Raw genomic sequence first — 16,021 nt, 5'->3', positions numbered from 1 at the left:
CTGCACTTGCCGCTCATACTCGAAGGAGGTCTCTCCCGACCTCAGAACCTTCCGGACCGTGTTCCGTGACACCTTCAGGTCACGTGCGATCTCCTTGATCGTCTTGCCCTTGATGAAGTGCTCGCGCCGAATCCGCGCAATCGTCTCCACGACCAGCATCCTCCACCACCTGCTTTGTTACGAAGCAGGCAGCGCAACAGACCAACCTATAGGGGGTCAATTTTGGACGCCGATCCCCCGGCTTAGGGGGTCAATATTGCAGGCCGAATAACACGAAAGGGCGCTCTTGAAAGATCGCAACCGCAGCTTCTCTTATTTCCTTGCTGCAATCCTCCCGCTTCCCTCGCGACCAATTCCCTTCAACGGCGTAATATACGGCTAGCAGGTTTCCATTTTCGTGCGCCGCGTAGCGAAGATTGTTTTCGAATTTTGTGTCTTGGCACCATTCCACTTCATTGCGCCAGAGCTTGTAAATGCCACTATCTTCGAAATTGGCGCCGCAAATGAATACGCTGGCAAATCTCGACAGGAACGTTGACGGCAGGATCGAGTGGAAGGTTAGCTGTTTGCCTGACCCATCTAGGAGGGCCTCAAAGCTCTCGCGGAGCACGAAAGTCTGCCAGTGGGGGCTGATCAAGATGCGCGCAGTCTCCTGAAGGACGCCGAAGACCTCATCACTGTCCTTATTATAGGCGACCTGCTTGAGGGCCTCTTCGTCATCCACGATCACGTGGTCGTATCTGTTGCCATACGGCTCCAGTGCGATATTTTCGGTGATCATCCGGTGCGTATCAGGAAGGTTATGTGTGGCTTCACGGTGCACCTGAGGACATTCATCTATGAGAAGGTGCCACTTCTGTCCCATCGCCAGAAACGGAAGGTGGGATAGAACTTGGTGGGTACAGATGATGATCTCGGGCCCATCATCTTGAGGACTGGCCAGGTAGTCGGATAGCTGCCGAGCCACACCCCGCCCGACGGTGTTGGTATTGAACACCTGAAGCGGCGGACATCCGGATCTTGATCGGAATGCTTTCTCAGTCTCCTCAGCCAGCACCGTGGTTGGCTGGGCCAGCAAAACCTTGTCGCCGCTGGTACAAATCCGGATCGCTCTTTCGATCAGTTGGTACGTCTTCCCAGAACCACATGGCGCTGACGCAAATCGAATTACCATCTTGGTCAAAATGATCTCTCAAATCGATGAATGTAGGAATGTCGGACACGCCGGAGCAGCCGCTCCGGCTGAGAAACCGGTCGTGTCGTCAATCCTGCATGGAGTGAAACGCTATTGCGCGGTGATCAACCGCGCCGGTCTTCGAATTTCAACGTCAGGATCGCCTCGCGAACGATGGCAGAGACTGAAACGTCCTTCCGTACGGCATGCTGAATAAGAACGTCTGCGAGATCCCGGGAAAGGCGGAATGTCAGTCGATGTTGGTGCTTCAAGAAATCTCCTCCTGAAATGTATGACCCGATAAAGTATTTAGCGTCGGACGCTCTTTGATCCCGCAATTGGACCCGTCCGACTATGGTCAATATGGCGTGACCGGGCCCCCAATTCAAGAATTCGGAAAAAGAGTCAATCATTTGCCGCGCCGAGCCGTTCAGTAGAATTGCGTTTTAATGCTGAATCGGTGGGGCTGGGGTAGCTGGGAAAAAATCGCCGCTCTGGGGCCATTTATGCCTCCGCCAAGGCCATTCTGTGCGGTCGAGCGCATCCTGGATTGTGCCGGGCAATAAATGCTGTGGGCCTTGCTGCTACAGGGCTCGACGGCCTACATTGGATTAGACGCGGGGGCCGCGTGACCTGGATGAACAATAAAGAATTCTTTTCGTCGGTTTTTCAGATTTCCGATATCTATCCTCTCAAGATCGTGAGCTGGTCCAAGTTTGCCTCCTCCCTGCACACTGTTCGGCAACGAGGCGGTACAAGAGCAACGGCAAATGCCTTGGATGGGAGGTCGGGTGGTCGGACACGTTTGGCTCCACGACGGGGATTGTCCCGCGAGCAAGCGGCCGATTATGTCGGGGTATCCCCGTCCAAATTTGACCAGATGCGAAAGGATGGCCGGATAGGAGCCCCGAAGCTCATTGATGGACGAAAAGTCTGGGATATACACCAGCTCGATCGAGACTTCGATGCGCTTCCCGCCGAAGGTGGTGAGGACAGAGAAGATTGGAGCGCATCTCTATGAGCAGAGGAAGCTCGGACCTGCGTCGTCGTCTTCCGGCTGGTTGCGTCGAGGACATCGACCGCCACGGCAATATTCGGATCTATTATCGTGCGAAGGGCGCTCGAAAGGTCAGGCTTCGCGGTACCCCCTGGACACCGGAGTTCATGGCCGCATATGAAGAGGCGAAGACCGGCACATCAGTCAGCAGGGCCATCATAGGGGTGGGCACTTGGCGTTGGTTGTGTGTGAAGTATTTCGCTGAATGCGCTGACTACAAGCGGCTTGACCCCCGAACTCGCCACGTTCGTCGGCTGGTCCTTGAATCGACCTTTGATGAGCCAATTACGCCCGGGTCGCTGAAGCTCTTCAAAGATATGCCGCTATCCAAAATGACGACCAATGCTGTAGAGGTGCTTCGGGATCGAAAGCTGGACTTCCCTGAGGCCGCGAACGCGCGGGTGAAGGCCATTCGTCAAGTTTTCAAGTTTGGGGTTCGTAGGAAACTTGCAGCACTGAATCCCGCGCGGGATGTGCCTTACTTGCGGACAGGTTCGACCGGTTATCATACATGGACCGTTGAAGAGGTCCGGCAGTTCGAGGAGCGTCATCCAATAGGAAGCAAAGCCCGGCTCGCGTTGGCACTGCTGGCGTTCACTGGCCAACGCCGATCCGACGTCGTCCGTCTCGGTAAGCAGCACATGAAGGCTCAGAGACTCTCTTTCACGCAGCACAAAAATCGAAATCGTAAGCCGAAGAAGTTGGTTCTCCCGCTCCTGCCCGCGCTTCAGGCCGTAATTGAGAAATCTCCCTGCGGAGATCTAACGTTCTTGGTGACGCAATTCGGCAAGCCGTTCACCGAAGCTGGTTTTGGAAATAAGTTTCGTGAATGGTGTGACGAAGCTGGTCTTCCACATTGCACCGCGCATGGCCTTCGGAAGGCAGGCGCTACGATAGCCGCAAACAACGGAGCAACTTCACGTCAATTGATGGCGATCTTCGGCTGGGATTCGATTCGGATGGCAGAAGAATATACGCGTCGCGCAGATCAAGAGCGGCTCGCTGCCGATGCGATGCATTTGATCCAGCCACGCGATGTCAAAGCGTGAACAAAATTGTGTCCCACCGGCGCGTCGAGTGGGACTAATTCTGCGATTTCGTCAACAAATTCAGATGCTTGATTTTTGCATGGTGCCCCTGGCCGGAATCGAACCAGCACTCCTTGCGGAACTCGATTTTGAGTCGAGCGCGTCTACCAGTTCCGCCACAGGGGCCCTCGGTCGGCCCCAGTGCGGGCGTCGCGAAGCCGGCGGACTATAGCCATGGACGGGGCAGGGTCAACCCGCGCCAAAGTGATCCCGGCCGTTCTCGACAGCCGCTTGGGCTGGGGCTAGAGGCTAAGGAAAGCGACCCAGCGGAAGAGGCTGCCGTGACGACCCAGAGTGCCGCAATACCTGCGTTCAAGCCGGCGGCGGCGAGCCCCGCGCTGGCCGCCTCCCTTCTCGTCACGCTGATTGCGGCAGCCACGATCGCGGGCGCCTGGTTCTTCCAGCTCGTGCTGGAAATCGTGCCCTGTCCGCTCTGCCTGGAGCAGCGTTACGCCTACTACCTCGCGATCCCGCTCGGCGCGCTCACCGCGCTTGCGGCGAGGAGCGGCGCGCCGCGGCCATTGCTGCTCGCGGGGCTTGCGATCCTCGCGCTTGCGACACTCGCCAATGCCGGGCTCGGCACCTACCATTCCGGCGTCGAGTGGGGTTTTTGGAAGGGACCGACCGACTGCTCCGGCCCCGTCGTCAATCTCGGCAATGCCGCCGACCTCCTGTCGAAGCTCGACACCGTGAAGGTGGTGCGCTGCGACGAGGTGCAGTGGCGCTTCCTCGGCCTTTCGCTCGCCGGCTACAACGTGCTGATCTCGCTGCTGATGGCCGCGATCGCGGCGTGGGGATTTGTGCGGACGGCGAAGCGCTGAAGCTTAATCGTCCACGTCGTCCTGCGTGCGGCCGAACAGGTGCACGATGCCGGGCGTCGCGATCGTCACGAACACGAAGCGTGACAGATGATGGGCGCCGACGAAGATCGGGTCGATGTGCAGCGTCAGGGCCAAGGCCAGCATGGCGTCCATCGCGCCCGGCGCGAAGGCGACGACGACGTCCGAGAACTTCACCTGCGTGGTGAGGGCGACGATGCCGACGAAGATCGCGGAGACGGCGATGGCCACGGTAAACGACCCCAGCGCCGCGTTGATGTGGCCGGCGAGGGTCTTGATCCGCATCCGCGCGAACCGGCTGCCGATCAGGGCGCCGATGCCGATCAGCGCCACGCCGCGCACCCAGTTCGGCAGGCCGCCCTCGACCCAGCCGGCGCCATGCAGCACGCTGGAGGCGATCATCGCGCCGAACATCCAGCTCGCCGGAAACTTGATCAGCCGCAGGACGAGCGCTGCGGCGAGCGAGGCCGCAACCAGCTCCACGAGGTCGAGCGGCGAGGCAATGGCCGTCGTCAGGGACGGCGCAACAGAAGACGACACGCCCGCAAGCGCCAGCACCATCGGCAGCGCGGCGGTGAGGATGATGACGCGCATGGTCTGCACCACCGCGATGCCCGGCAGGTCGGCGCCGCGCTCGACCGCCAAAATCGTGATCTGCGACAGCGCGCCGGGGCTGCCGGCAAGAAAGGCCGAGGTGCGATCCCAGCCATGAACGCGCTGGAGGTAATAGCTCGAGCCGAAGGTCGAGCAGAAGGTCGCTAGTGCGAGCAGGCCGATGGTCAGGGGATAGGCGCTGACCTGCTGGATCAGGTGACGCGAGACGACCGAGCCCAGCGAGATGCCGAGCAGCACCAGTACGGTCTGGGTCAGGATCGGCGGCAGCGTCAGCTGCCGGCCGGCGATCGCGGCGATGCCGACCGCGATCATCGAGCCCGAGATCAGCCCGCCGGGAAGATTGGCGACGAGAAACACGAGGCCGCCGGCCGTGCCGATGACGAGTGTCTCCACCGTGCTCAGGATCTTGGCACGGCTCGGCCATTCGAACGGCAGGGAGGCGGTGATTTGCTTCACGCCGCCTTATCGCAAATCAGCGGGAGGCGCACAATTGCAGGCTCGTCATGCCGCAATGCGCGCGCCTCTCGCCGAAGCCGGGGGTGACTGACTTACTTCTTGTCCGCGGCAGCCGGCGCGGCCGTGCCGGCCTTGGCGGTCTTGATGCATTCGGAGCGGAATTTCTTGCGCTCCTTGCCATGCAGCCCCTTGGCATCCGCCTGCTTGGAGCATTCGAGCGACTCGGCCGAGTGCTCCTTTGGTGCCTTCTTGTCCGTGGGCGCGGCGGTTGTGGTCTTGGTGTCGGTCTTGGCTGCCGGCGCGGCGGTCTGCGCGAAGGCGGTGCCGGTGGCGAGCAGGGAGGCGAGGGCGACGGCGGCGAGGCGGGAGGCGAGGGTCATGGTGTTGCACTCTTCCTGGAAAATGGCGAAGGGCTGGAACGTCGGCTCGCGTTGCTGAACGCGACATGAATGAGCCGAGCGGCGGGATCACTATATTTTGGCGGCGAAAGCCATCGTATCCTTGTCGCAAGCGACCGGCACGCTAGGATAGCAATCCTCGTTTAACTTCCGTCGGGGAAGACCAAGGAGGAGACCAAAGGGATGACCATTCAGACAAAATTGTTGTGTGCGATTGTGGCGTCGGGTGTCGCGGCATTGGTGGCCACCGCACCGGCGCAGGCGCTGACCTCGCAGGAGTGCAGCGCGAAATATCAGGCAGCCAAGAAGGACGGCTCGCTCGGCACCATGAAGTGGAATGACTTCCGCAAGGCCCAGTGCGGTGCGGACGCGACGCCTGCCGCTGCGCCGACCGCGGCTGCTCCCGCTGCGCCGGCCGCTCCGGCAGCGCCGAAGCAGGCGAAGAAGGAGGCAGCCCCCGCTGCTGCTCCGGCGCCGACGTTGCCGGCCGGGCCCGCGATCTATCCGAACGCGGTCGATCCGAAATACGCCAAGGAAACGGCCGGCAAGGCCCGCCTGCACACCTGCGTCGACCAGTACAATGCCAACAAGACCACCAACGGCAATGGCGGCATGAAGTGGATCGAGAAGGGTGGCGGCTATTACAGCGAATGCAACAAGAAGCTGAAGGGCGCCGCCTGAGGCTTCGGCATGATGCGATGGCCGGGGCAAAGCTCCGGCCATTCCGCTCAGTCCAATAGTTTCTCGGCCGATTTCGCCACGAGCTGCGATCGCTTCCGCGGACCGCGCTCGACGAACAGCAGGCTCTGGCCGAAGATGAAGCAGTAGAACAGGAAGGCCTGCGCCTCGGCCGCCTCGGCCTCGAGGCCGGTCGCGCGATAGAGCTCGGCGACGTGCTTGAGCCGCGCCGCATCCACGCTCGCCACCGCCGTCGCGGCGTTCTCGTCCGAACGGGCCCATTGCCGGATCGCGAGCTCGATCGCCATGCCCTCCGGGTTGAGCCGCTCGGAATAGAGCTGGATCACCGCCCTCAGCCGTTCGCGGGGCGCCTGCCCGTCGAGGCTCGTCTGCTGTGCGATGGACGCCGCGCGCCCCTCGCGCCAGCGTTCCAGCATGGCCCCGAGCAGTGCGGCGCGGTCGGCGAAGCGGCGGTAGAAGCCGCCCTTGGTGACGCCGAGATTCTTGGCGAGCACCTCGACCCTGACGCCCTCGACCCCCGAGCGGGCGAGCTCGGTAAACCCTGCCTCGACCCAGACATCGCCCTTGCCGTCGCTCATGAAGGAAGCCTCACCGGTTCTTGATACGGTGCCGTATTGCTAGCGCGTCTGACGCCTGATACGCTACCGTATCAAGATCAACAACAGGGCAGGGAATGGCGATGGAGCAGGAGGCGACCTATCGCGGCACGGTCTATCCGTGGCAGTGCGACCATGTCGGCCACATGAACATCATGTGGTATGTCGGCAAATTCGATGAGGCCAACTGGAATCTGTTCGCCCGCCTCGGACTGACGCCGAGTTATTTGCGCTCCTCCGGCCGCGGCATGGCCGCCGTGCAGCAGAACATCAGCTACAAGCGCGAGCTGCTCGCCGGCGACATCGTCGAGATCCGCAGCCATCTGCTCGACGTCCGCGAAAAATCGATCCGCTTCCGGCACGATATGATCAATGCAGAGACCGGCGAGATCGCCGCTTTCTGCGAGATTACCGGCGTGCATATGGACCGAAGCAAGCGCAAATCAGCGCCGTTCGAGGCTGCGATCCGCGAGGTCGCTCTTAGATATCTCACCGAACCGGCCGAGGCTTGAGCCATGACCGCGTTCGAGCCGAGGAACCCGGGCTACCGCGCCGCGGCCATTGCCATGTTCGACGGTCAGCCGGCGATGCGCACGCTTGGCGTCTCGATCGTCCGCCTTGCGCCGGGCGAGGCCGAGCTGGCGATGCTGCACTCGCCCAAATTCACGCAGCAGAACGGATTTGTCCACGCCGGCATCATCACGGCCGGGCTCGACAATGCCTGCGGCGTTGCCGCCTTCACCCTGATGCCCGACAAGGCCGATATCCTCACTGTCGAGTTCAAGACCACGCTGCTCGCGCCCGCCCGCGGCGCGCGCTTCGTCTTCAAGGCCGAGGTGGTCAAGCCCGGCCGCACGCTGACCTTCTGCGAGGCCAGGGCCTTTGCCGAGCACGAAGGCAAGACCACGCTGATCGCCACCATGACCGGAACGTTGATGGCGATGCTGCCCCGCGTTGCGGCTTCGCCCGAAGTGCGTGCGCCCCGTGCCTAGCGGCGATTGACAAGCCTGCCGGCGCATCTCTTGATGCGCTTGTCATGCTCGCAAGTCTCGGCCTCATCCTGCTCTGCCAGTTGATCGGCGAAGCCGTCGTGCGCGGCCTCGGCCTGCCATTGCCGGGCCCCGTGCTCGGCCTGCTGTTGCTGTTGATCCTGCTGCTTGCACGCGACCGCTTTGCGCTGCTTGCGTGCGGGCCGTTGCGCAACGGCGGTGTGGAGACTGCCAGCAAAGGATTGCTGGCCCATCTGTCGCTTCTGTTCGTGCCGGCCGGTGTCGGCGTCGTGCAGAAGCTCGATCTGCTCGCATCCCACGGCGTCGCCATCATTCTCGTGCTCGCGCTCTCGGTGGTCGTCACGCTGCTTGCAACGGTGCTGACCTTCCGCCTCGTCAGCCGCCTCCTGAGGCAACAGGACGCGCGATGAAGGACAACCCGTTCTCGCTCTGGGTCTATCTCTCGCAGTCCCCGCTGCTGTGGCTGACCGTGACCCTGCTGGTCTATGCGAGCACGGATGCGGTGTCGCTGGCGAGCCGGCGCCATCCGCTCGCCAATCCCGTGCTGCATGCGATGTGGATCATCGGTGCGTTCCTGCTCGTAACCGGCACCTCCTACACCACCTATTTCGCCGGTGCGCAGTTCGTGCACTTCCTGCTGGGGCCCGCCACCGTCGCGCTCGCCGTGCCGCTCTACGAGAACCGCAGGCGCGTGGTGTCGTCCATCGTGCCGATGCTGGTGGCGCTCGTGGCCGGCTCGGTCACGGCGGTGGTGTCGGTCGTGCTGCTGGCCGAGCTCGCCGGGCTGCCGCGCGACGTCGTGCTGTCGCTGGCGCCGAAATCGGTCACGGCCGGCGTTGCCATGGGCATCGCCGAATCCCTGCACGCCGATCCCTCGCTGGCGGCGGTCGCGGTGATCCTCACCGGCATCATGGGCGCGATCATCGTGACGCCGCTGATGAACCGCACCGGCGTCACCGATTTCCGCGCGCGCGGATTTGCCGCCGGCCTCGCCGCGCACGGCATTGGCACCGCGCGCGCGTTCCAGGTGGATGAGATCGCCGGCGTCTTTTCCGGCATCGCCATGAGCCTGAACGCTTTGGTGACCTCGTTCCTGGTCCCGCTGGCGGTCACGCTGCTGGTGCGATGACATCGCCGCCGCGACGCTCTATATGAAGCGTAACACTTCCCGGTCTCCAACCGTATTTGCGGGGATGGGACCGAAACGGGACGAGATATGACTGGATTCAGGAATAAGGGCCTCTTGGTACCGACGCGGCGTGCGGCGCTCACGCTGATCGGGGCGGGCGCGCTCGCAGCGGGCGGCATCACCTCGGCACGGGCCGCCGCCGCCGATGACGAGGTGCTGACCGAAACGAAGGTGCTGCGCGATCCGGACACGCCCGTCGCCGGCAATCCCGACGGCAATATCACCATCGTCGAATGGTCCGACTACAATTGCCCCTATTGCCGCAAGCTCGAGCCCGAGCTGCGCCAGGTCGTCCAGGACGACGGCAAGGTGAGGCTGGTGATGAAGGACTGGCCGGTCCTCGGGCCGGTGTCGGTCACGGCGGCGCGGATCGCGCTCGCGGCGAAATTCCAGGACAAGTACCACCAGGCGCATGACGCCATGATGGGCGTCAGCTCCCGCCTGACCGAGCCGCGCATCAATGAGCTTCTGGCGGCTGCCGGCGTCGACATGGACCGGTTGAAGCGCGATCTCACCGACCATGCCAAGGACATCGACGCCATCCTCAAGCGCAACAACGAGCAGGCCGAAGCCTTCGGCTTCCGCGGCACCCCGTCGTTCATCGTCGGCAAGTACCGCGTGCCCGGCGCGCTCAGCATGACCGAGTTCGAGCAGGTCATCGCCGACGCGCGCAAGGCCAAGATGAACTAAGGCGCTCGCCGCAACCGACACGGCCAACACAAAGGCGCCGCCGCAGACCGCGACGGCGCCTTGTTCATGATGTCTGCAACGTTACTTCGACGAGATGCGGACCCAGTCCTTGTGCGCGCGATCGCGCAGAGCATCCCAGTCGGCCTTGGCGACATCCCAGTTCACGATGGTGCGGTTGGTGGTCGCGACCTCGCCATTGGCGACGGATGAGGTCTGCATGGAATCATAGACATAGACGCCGCCCGCAAGAAGCAGCGCGCCCAAAATCATTCCGAAAAAAGTCTTCATAGCGAACCTCCGGTGTCGCGCCGATAACGTCGGCACGGCGCGATGGTTCCGCGGCCATGCGGCGCATCTAAGGAGAGGTTGTTCATTCTCCGTTCAGCCACGCCAGCAGCTCCGCATTGATCTCGCGCGGATAGGTGTGGCTGAGATCATCGATCTCGCGATAAGTGACGTCGGCGCCGGCGGCGGAGAGCACCGCTTGCGTCTGTCGCGCGGTCTGCACGGGAAACATCCAGTCGAGCTTGCCGTGGATGATGAAGATCGGCAGGCCCTGCAGGCGCGCAGCATCCGCCATCTCCGCCATCAGCGGGTGGAAGGTCGCCGACACCGGCGCGAGATGCGTAAAGGGCGAGGCGCCATCGAGCCCGCTGACGTAGCAGAAAGTGCCTCCGTCGCTCATGCCGGTCAGCAGCATGCGCGAGCCGTCGATGGTCCAGCGGCTGCGCACGGTCTCGAGGATGCGCATGAGGTTGGGCGTATCGGTGTCGTCGCCCATCAGCGCCCAGGTTTGACCGGTCGCCGTCGGCGCCACCAGGATCGCGCCCAGGCTGCGGGCATCGCGTAACCAGCTCCACAGGAAGCCACGGCCATTGCCGCTGCCGCCATGCAGCGCCATCACCAGCGGCATGGCGCGATCGGGCGTGTAATATTCGGGGACATAGACCGAGAAGCCGCCGCGGCTGCCGGGCTCGTTGTGATCGTGGAAGATGCCGGTGTGCTCGCCCGCGCCGGCCGCGAGCCGTGCCAGCAGGTTCTCGTCCTCGCGCCTCGCGGCGTTGAGGAAGAAGCTGCTGACCGGCGGAAACTGCACTGCAAGCGGATAAAGCGCTTCCAGCGCGCGCGGCGCGTGGCGCAGTGCGCGGAAGAGGGCGACGAGATCGCCGTTGCCGCGCTCGACCTCGCGAATGCCGGCAAAGGCGGCGAGTGTTTCGTTGCAGGCACCATCGAGCCGGTTGCGCAAGCCGGCGAATTGTTCAGGCCAGGTGCCGATCGCGGCGCGCGCCGCTTGCAGCGCCTCGTCCGGCGCACCGATCGCATTCATCACGGAGGCGAAGGCCGGCGGATGCAGGTGGCGGGCGAAGAAGCCGAGCGCCTCCAGCGCATCGAGCAGCGGCGGCAGTACGGCCACGATGTCGTCAACGACGGCCTCGGTCATCGCCGCTTCCTTGCTTCAGTTCGGCCGGTCAGTGCAGCTTCGGCGCCTTCAACAGCTTGAAGCGGTCGGTCGAGGTCACCGTGACGTCGAAGGTGACGCCTTCATGATGCACGGTGAGCGGCACGTCGACGCCGGCGGCGCCGAGCGCCCACATCTTCTTGTAGAAGGCGGTCTGGCTCGTGATCTTCTCGCCGTCCACGGCGAGGATGACGTCGCCGGTCTTGAGCTCGGCGTGAGCGGCCGGACCATTGGCGGAGATTCCGATCACCACCACGCGGTTGTCGATCTCGGTCGAATAGAGTCCGAGCCAGGGCCGCGACGGCTTGTTGACGCGGCCGAACTTGCGCAGATCCTCCAGGATCGGCTTCAACAGGTCGATCGGCACGATCATGTTGACGTGCTCGGCCTTGCCGTCGCGTTCGCGCTCGAGCTGAAGCGAGCCGATGCCGATCAACTCGCCGCGCTCGTTGAGCAAGCCGGTGCCGCCCCAGTTCGGGTGCGCGGGATAGGTGAAGACAGCCTCGTCCAGCAGATATTCCCAGTAGCCGGCGAATTCCTGCTTGGCCACGATCTGGCTCGCAACCGATCGCGTGCGGCCGCCGGCGCCGCCGACCACGACGCGGTCGCCGACGCGGGTCTGCGCCGAGTCGCCGAGCGGCAAGGGTTCGACGTCGAGCTCACCCAGCGCCTGCACGAGACCGAAGCCGGTGACGGAATCGAAGCCCAGGGCATGTCCTTCGACGACGCGCCCGTCGGCGAGGTGCAGCCACACCGATTCCGCCTCGGTGATGAGATAACCGATGGTCAGCACCAGCCCGTCGTCGATCACGACGCCGTTGCCGGCGCGCTCGGTGCCCAGCGTCTCGGCGCTGAACGCGTCGGGCGGGATGATGGCGTGCAGGCCGACGACGGACGCGAGCGCGCGGTCGAGATCGAAGCCGTACTCGCTCGCACGCGGCTGATTGGCCGGCGGCACTCTCCATTCGGTCAGGGCGGGCATGGAGTTCTCCTGGCTAGTGCATCGCTCCGCCGTGGCCGGCGGGACGACGCGCGAAGCCCGCATAATTTAGGCTGGACAAGGCCGTCTTGAAAGCCTCGTTCCTCAACTATTCCTCAGAACGCGGAGTGAAATCTTCGAAAGTCGCGGGATCGTTTCGCGCGCGGTCGGCGGCCCGGCGGCCCTTCGATCCGGCATCCGCCGCATGGCTGCTGTCCGGCGAGGTGCTAGGCGCCGTGCATTGAAGCTGCTAACGATTGCCGCTTCGTTTGACCAAGAGATCACGGACCGAAGCATGGATAACCGCAGCGACATCTGGCGTGGCGTCGACACGATCAAGACGCGTTTCATCGACCTCAGCGACAAGGTCTGGGGCATGCCGGAGGTTTGTTACACCGAGGCGCGGTCCGCCGCCGAGCATCTCGCCGAGTTGCGCCATCAGGGCTTCCGTATCACCGAGAACGTCGCCGGCATCCCGACCGCGCTGATCGGCGAATGGGGCGAGGGCGGACCGGTCATCGCCTTCATGGGGGAATATGACGCGCTGCCGGGCCTCAGCCAGGAGGCAGGCGTGGCGGAACACCGTCCCGTCGAGACCGGCGGCCACGGCCATGGCTGCGGTCACAATCTGCTCGGTTCCGCGGCGCTGCTGGCGGCGACCGCGGTGAAGGACTGGCTCGCCGAGAACAAGGTGCCGGGCCGCGTGCGCTACTACGGCTGTCCGGCAGAAGAAGGCGGCGCGGCAAAGGCGTTCATGGTGCGCTCCGGCGCGTTCGAAGACACCGACATCGCCATTACCTGGCATCCGCACAGCTTCTGGGAAGTGGCGGTGACGCCGTCGCTCGCCAATACGCGGGCCGACTTCATCTTCACCGGCCGCACCTCGCACGCCGCGGCCTCGCCGCATCTCGGCCGTTCCGCGCTCGATGCGGTGGAGCTGATGAATGTCGGCGTGAACTACATGCGCGAGCACATGCCGAGCGACGCGCGGGTGCATTACGCGCTGCTCGACACGGGCGGCATTGCGCCCAACGTGGTGCAGGCGCATGCGCGCGTGCGCTACTCGATCCGCGCCCGCGATCTGCCCGGCATGAACGAGCTGGTCGGACGCGTCAGCAAGATCGCGGAGGGCGCGGCGCTGATGACCGAGACCAAGGTCGAGATGAAGATCATCTCCGCGGTCTCGAACATCCTGCCGAATACGCCGCTGGAGCAGGCGCTGCATCGGGTCATGGAAGAGCTCGGACCGCCGCATTTCGACGACGCGGACAAGGGATTTGCCACCCAGATCCGATCGACGCTGAGCGACAAGGACATCGCCTCGGTCTACTACGCGATCGGGATGGAGCCGACCGATCGGCCGCTGGCCGACTTCCTGGTGCCGCTCGATGCCAAGCGCAACCCGCTGGTCGGCTCGACCGACGTCGGCGATGTGAGCTGGGTGGTGCCGACGGTGCAGGTTCACGCACCAACGGTTGCAATCGGCACGCCGTTCCACACCTGGCAGGTGGTGGCGCAGGGCAAGAGCCCGCATGCCCATAAGGCCATGGTGCAGGCGGCCAAGGCGATGGCGGGTATCGGCATCAACGCGCTCACGGAACCGGAGCTGATCAAGGCCGCGAAAGCCGACCTTGCGAGGCGGACAGCCAAGACACCTTACGTGTGTCCGCTGCCGGACCACGTCGCGCCACCGCTGAATATGTCCGTGGTGTAGAATTTCGTCTCGATACTTCGTCTGATCCGGCGAACAAATTTTCCGCAGTGCAACGTGGATTTCGGCGTGTTTTGACGCCGGATTGCCGAACGCTTGGGCTGCGGAACGCAGTTTTGCCCAACGGACAGCCAGAACACTGTTTGCATACACACGGTCGCAGTTGACGGGCGGCCTATTCAGTGTGCCATCTACGGCCAGACAAAACCCGGCGGTCGCATCGCGGCCGCCTGCATCCATTCGGGAACCAGACGGGGGACAAACCATGCTGGATAAAGAACTGCGTTCGATGATCGGCCAAGTGAAGGACGGACGGATGGATCGCCGTGCCTTCATTCAGCGTCTCGCCGCCGTCGGTCTGACTGCCCCGCTGGCCAACCAGATCCTCGCGCTGGGCGGCGTCGCCATGGCGGAGGGCGTTTCGACCTACAAGCCGACCAAGCGCGGCGGCGGCGGTGCGCTGAAGCTGTTGTGGTGGCAGGGGCCGACCCTGCTCAATCCGCATTTCGCCACCGGCACCAAGGACCAGGACGGTTCGCGCCTGTTCTACGAGCCGCTTGCCTGTTGGGATCCGGACGGCAACATGAAGCTGGTTCTGGCCGCGGAAATCCCGTCGATCCAGAACGGCGGCCTCGCCGCCGACGGCAAGTCGGTGACCTGGAAGCTCAAGCCCGGCGTCAAATGGCATGACGGCAAGCCGTTCACCGCCGACGACGTCGTGTTCAACTGGGAATATTCCAAGGATCCCGCGACCTCCGCGGTCACGATTGCGACCTATCGCGACATCGTCGTCGAGAAGGTGGATGACCTCACCGTCCGCATCGTCTTCAACAAGCCGACGCCGTTCTGGGCCGATGCTTTCGTCGGCGCGCCGAACTCCATCATCCCCAAGCATCTGTTCGCGGATTACAAGGGCGCCAAGTCCCGCGAGGCGCCGAACAACCTCTCGCCGGTCGGCACCGGCCCGTACAAATTCCTCGAGTTCAAGCCGGGCGATATCGTCCGTGGCGAGCTCAATCCCGACTATCACATGCCGAATCGCCCGTATTTCGACACGCTCGAAATGAAGGGCGGTGGCGATGCCGTCTCGGCGGCGCGCGCGGTGATCCAGACCGGCGAATACGATTTCGGCTATAACATCCAGGTGGAAGACGACGTGCTGCTGCGCCTGGAGAAGGGCGGCAAGGGCAAGGCCATCTACGCCGTGGGCGGAGATACCGAGTTCATCGCGCTGAACTTCACCGACCCGAACACCGAGGTCGATGGCGAGCGCTCTTCGATGAAGACGAAGCACCCGCTGTTCTCCGATCCCGCCGTGCGCAAGGCGCTGGCGCTGCTGGTCGATCGTGAAGCGGTGAAGAAGGTGATCTACGGCCGCGCAGGGCGCACCACGGCGAACTTCCTGAACGGCCCCGAAAAGTTCGTCTCCAAGAACACCAGCTGGGAATTCAGCATCGAGAAGGCGTCGAAGATGCTGGACGACGCCGGCTGGAAACCGGGTGCGGACGGCATCCGCGAGAAGGACGGCAAGAAGCTGAAGCTTCTGTACCAGACCTCGATCAACGGCCCGCGCCAGAAGACCCAGGCCATCGTCAAGCAGGCCTGCCAGAAGGCGGGCATCGACGTCGAGCTGAAATCGGTCGTCGCCTCGGTGTTCTTCTCCTCCGACGCCGGCAATCCCGACATCTACCCGAAGTTCTATGCCGACATGGAGATGTTCCAGATCCCGATGAGCCAGCCGGATCCGTCCCAGCACATGCGGCGCTATATGTCGGCCAACGTGGCGACCAAGGAGAACAAGTGGCAGGGACAGAATTTCCCGCGCTACGTCAACAAGGAGTATGATGCCGCGATCCTGGCCGCGGAAGGCGAGATGGATCCGGTCAAGCGTGCGGCGTTCTACATCAAGGCCAACGACATCCTGATCGGCGACACCGTGTTCATCCCGGTGCAGCATCGCCTCAAGGTGGAGGCCGCTGCCAACAACCTGGTTTGCGTGATCAGCGGCTGGGCGAACGAGACCGACAACCTGTTCGACTGGTACCGGGAGGCATGATCGCG

Annotated in this window: 19 protein-coding genes and 1 tRNA gene; 10 read left to right on the top strand and 10 right to left on the bottom strand. The window is 63.3% G+C overall.

From position 1 onward, the window contains the following. The 3 genes from A3M7_RS48455 to A3M7_RS51225 form a co-directional block, all read right to left on the bottom strand. On the bottom strand, window positions 1-159 hold a 159-nt coding region (locus A3M7_RS48455), incomplete at its 3' end, for a helix-turn-helix domain-containing protein (protein ID WP_198033736.1). Window positions 160-250: 91 nt separating this feature from the next. After that, complete coding sequence (locus A3M7_RS0113030; RefSeq protein ID WP_245284228.1) at window positions 251-1,174, bottom strand: DEAD/DEAH box helicase; 924 nt, start codon at window positions 1,172-1,174, stop codon at window positions 251-253. A gap of 125 nt (window positions 1,175-1,299) precedes the next feature. Next, entirely contained in the window at window positions 1,300-1,587 is a 288-nt protein-coding gene (locus A3M7_RS51225; RefSeq protein ID WP_027544350.1) for a ribbon-helix-helix domain-containing protein, read from the bottom strand. A 589-nt stretch (window positions 1,588-2,176) separates the two neighbouring features. On the opposite strand from A3M7_RS51225, the gene A3M7_RS0113020 reads away from it, so the two are divergent. Continuing rightward, window positions 2,177-3,280, top strand: a complete 1,104-nt coding sequence (locus A3M7_RS0113020) for a site-specific integrase (RefSeq protein WP_245284226.1) — start codon at window positions 2,177-2,179, stop codon at window positions 3,278-3,280. Window positions 3,281-3,360: 80 nt separating this feature from the next. Here the strand turns inward: A3M7_RS0113020 and A3M7_RS0113015 are convergent. Next, window positions 3,361-3,445: transfer RNA gene (locus A3M7_RS0113015), tRNA-Leu, on the bottom strand. Between the two features lie 155 nt (window positions 3,446-3,600). Between A3M7_RS0113015 and A3M7_RS0113010 the strand changes: the two genes are divergently transcribed. Next, window positions 3,601-4,140 (top strand): disulfide bond formation protein B, encoded by a 540-nt coding sequence (locus A3M7_RS0113010; RefSeq protein WP_027544348.1) that lies wholly within the window; start codon window positions 3,601-3,603, stop codon window positions 4,138-4,140. 3 nt (window positions 4,141-4,143) lie between these two features. Here the strand turns inward: A3M7_RS0113010 and A3M7_RS0113005 are convergent, their stop codons facing one another. After that, on the bottom strand, window positions 4,144-5,229 hold the full coding sequence (locus A3M7_RS0113005; protein ID WP_027544347.1) for an AbrB family transcriptional regulator: 1,086 nt from the start codon (window positions 5,227-5,229) through the stop codon (window positions 4,144-4,146). A gap of 92 nt (window positions 5,230-5,321) precedes the next feature. Beyond that, window positions 5,322-5,609 (bottom strand): PsiF family protein, encoded by a 288-nt coding sequence (locus A3M7_RS0113000; protein WP_027544346.1) that lies wholly within the window; start codon window positions 5,607-5,609, stop codon window positions 5,322-5,324. A gap of 201 nt (window positions 5,610-5,810) precedes the next feature. Here A3M7_RS0113000 and A3M7_RS0112995 point away from each other — a divergent pair, with 201 nt between their 5' ends. After that, window positions 5,811-6,308 carry a hypothetical protein gene (locus A3M7_RS0112995; RefSeq protein WP_027544345.1) on the top strand — a complete coding sequence of 166 codons (498 nt, stop codon included), beginning with the start codon at window positions 5,811-5,813 and terminating at the stop codon, window positions 6,306-6,308. Window positions 6,309-6,355: 47 nt separating this feature from the next. Here the strand turns inward: A3M7_RS0112995 and A3M7_RS0112990 are convergent, their stop codons facing one another. Further along, window positions 6,356-6,904, bottom strand: a complete 549-nt coding sequence (locus A3M7_RS0112990; RefSeq protein ID WP_027544344.1) for a TetR/AcrR family transcriptional regulator — start codon at window positions 6,902-6,904, stop codon at window positions 6,356-6,358. Window positions 6,905-7,005: 101 nt separating this feature from the next. Here A3M7_RS0112990 and A3M7_RS0112985 point away from each other — a divergent pair, with 101 nt between their 5' ends. From A3M7_RS0112985 to A3M7_RS0112965, 5 genes are all read left to right on the top strand, one after another. Continuing rightward, window positions 7,006-7,434, top strand: coding sequence for a thioesterase family protein (locus tag A3M7_RS0112985; RefSeq protein ID WP_027544343.1), 429 nt, complete (start codon window positions 7,006-7,008; stop codon window positions 7,432-7,434). Between the two features lie 3 nt (window positions 7,435-7,437). Next, complete coding sequence (locus tag A3M7_RS0112980; RefSeq protein ID WP_027544342.1) at window positions 7,438-7,914, top strand: PaaI family thioesterase; 477 nt, start codon at window positions 7,438-7,440, stop codon at window positions 7,912-7,914. A gap of 44 nt (window positions 7,915-7,958) precedes the next feature. Then, on the top strand, window positions 7,959-8,342 hold the full coding sequence (locus A3M7_RS0112975; RefSeq protein ID WP_027544341.1) for a CidA/LrgA family protein: 384 nt from the start codon (window positions 7,959-7,961) through the stop codon (window positions 8,340-8,342). Continuing rightward, window positions 8,339-9,061, top strand: a complete 723-nt coding sequence (locus A3M7_RS0112970) for an LrgB family protein (protein ID WP_025575961.1) — start codon at window positions 8,339-8,341, stop codon at window positions 9,059-9,061. Before A3M7_RS0112975 ends, A3M7_RS0112970 begins: the two co-directional genes overlap by 4 nt. A gap of 87 nt (window positions 9,062-9,148) precedes the next feature. Beyond that, window positions 9,149-9,811 carry a DsbA family protein gene (locus A3M7_RS0112965; RefSeq protein ID WP_027544340.1) on the top strand — a complete coding sequence of 221 codons (663 nt, stop codon included), beginning with the start codon at window positions 9,149-9,151 and terminating at the stop codon, window positions 9,809-9,811. Between the two features lie 81 nt (window positions 9,812-9,892). On the opposite strand, the gene A3M7_RS0112960 is transcribed toward A3M7_RS0112965, so the two are convergent. The 3 genes from A3M7_RS0112960 to A3M7_RS0112950 form a co-directional block, all read right to left on the bottom strand. Next, window positions 9,893-10,099 carry a hypothetical protein gene (locus A3M7_RS0112960; RefSeq protein WP_027544339.1) on the bottom strand — a complete coding sequence of 69 codons (207 nt, stop codon included), beginning with the start codon at window positions 10,097-10,099 and terminating at the stop codon, window positions 9,893-9,895. 82 nt (window positions 10,100-10,181) lie between these two features. After that, window positions 10,182-11,252, bottom strand: coding sequence for a phospholipase (locus tag A3M7_RS0112955; protein WP_027544338.1), 1,071 nt, complete (start codon window positions 11,250-11,252; stop codon window positions 10,182-10,184). A gap of 28 nt (window positions 11,253-11,280) precedes the next feature. Further along, window positions 11,281-12,252 (bottom strand): S1C family serine protease, encoded by a 972-nt coding sequence (locus tag A3M7_RS0112950; protein WP_027544337.1) that lies wholly within the window; start codon window positions 12,250-12,252, stop codon window positions 11,281-11,283. A 292-nt stretch (window positions 12,253-12,544) separates the two neighbouring features. Here A3M7_RS0112950 and A3M7_RS0112945 point away from each other — a divergent pair, with 292 nt between their 5' ends. Together A3M7_RS0112945 and A3M7_RS0112940 are read left to right on the top strand one after the other, a co-directional pair. Next, entirely contained in the window at window positions 12,545-13,963 is a 1,419-nt protein-coding gene (locus A3M7_RS0112945) for a M20 family metallopeptidase (RefSeq protein WP_027544336.1), read from the top strand. Window positions 13,964-14,225: 262 nt separating this feature from the next. Then, window positions 14,226-16,016 carry a peptide ABC transporter substrate-binding protein gene (locus A3M7_RS0112940; RefSeq protein ID WP_027544335.1) on the top strand — a complete coding sequence of 597 codons (1,791 nt, stop codon included), beginning with the start codon at window positions 14,226-14,228 and terminating at the stop codon, window positions 16,014-16,016. Window positions 16,017-16,021 lie beyond the last annotated feature (5 nt).

The sequence above is a fragment of the Bradyrhizobium sp. WSM2254 genome (assembly GCF_000472645.1).
GTDB lineage: Bacteria > Pseudomonadota > Alphaproteobacteria > Rhizobiales > Xanthobacteraceae > Bradyrhizobium > Bradyrhizobium niftali.
The sequence above is the reverse complement of the archived record's forward strand: the minus strand, read 5'-3'. Positions and strand labels throughout refer to the sequence as shown.

Bases quoted from the DNA above. Each gene is read 5' to 3' on its own strand.
- A3M7_RS0112965 (WP_027544340.1), top strand. From the start codon at position 9,149: ATGACTGGATTCAGGAATAAGGGCCTCTTGGTACCGACGCGGCGTGCG.
- A3M7_RS0112990 (WP_027544344.1), bottom strand. From the start codon at position 6,904: ATGAGCGACGGCAAGGGCGATGTCTGGGTCGAGGCAGGGTTTACCGAG.
- A3M7_RS0112950 (WP_027544337.1), bottom strand. From the start codon at position 12,252: ATGCCCGCCCTGACCGAATGGAGAGTGCCGCCGGCCAATCAGCCGCGT.
- A3M7_RS0112960 (WP_027544339.1), bottom strand. From the start codon at position 10,099: ATGAAGACTTTTTTCGGAATGATTTTGGGCGCGCTGCTTCTTGCGGGC.
- A3M7_RS0113030 (WP_245284228.1), bottom strand. From the start codon at position 1,174: ATGGTAATTCGATTTGCGTCAGCGCCATGTGGTTCTGGGAAGACGTAC.
- A3M7_RS51225 (WP_027544350.1), bottom strand. From the start codon at position 1,587: ATGATTGACTCTTTTTCCGAATTCTTGAATTGGGGGCCCGGTCACGCC.
- A3M7_RS0113000 (WP_027544346.1), bottom strand. From the start codon at position 5,609: ATGACCCTCGCCTCCCGCCTCGCCGCCGTCGCCCTCGCCTCCCTGCTC.
- A3M7_RS0112970 (WP_025575961.1), top strand. From the start codon at position 8,339: ATGAAGGACAACCCGTTCTCGCTCTGGGTCTATCTCTCGCAGTCCCCG.
- A3M7_RS0112975 (WP_027544341.1), top strand. From the start codon at position 7,959: ATGCTCGCAAGTCTCGGCCTCATCCTGCTCTGCCAGTTGATCGGCGAA.
- A3M7_RS0112945 (WP_027544336.1), top strand. From the start codon at position 12,545: ATGGATAACCGCAGCGACATCTGGCGTGGCGTCGACACGATCAAGACG.
- A3M7_RS0112940 (WP_027544335.1), top strand. From the start codon at position 14,226: ATGCTGGATAAAGAACTGCGTTCGATGATCGGCCAAGTGAAGGACGGA.
- A3M7_RS0112995 (WP_027544345.1), top strand. From the start codon at position 5,811: ATGACCATTCAGACAAAATTGTTGTGTGCGATTGTGGCGTCGGGTGTC.
- A3M7_RS0112985 (WP_027544343.1), top strand. From the start codon at position 7,006: ATGGAGCAGGAGGCGACCTATCGCGGCACGGTCTATCCGTGGCAGTGC.
- A3M7_RS0112955 (WP_027544338.1), bottom strand. From the start codon at position 11,252: ATGACCGAGGCCGTCGTTGACGACATCGTGGCCGTACTGCCGCCGCTG.
- A3M7_RS0112980 (WP_027544342.1), top strand. From the start codon at position 7,438: ATGACCGCGTTCGAGCCGAGGAACCCGGGCTACCGCGCCGCGGCCATT.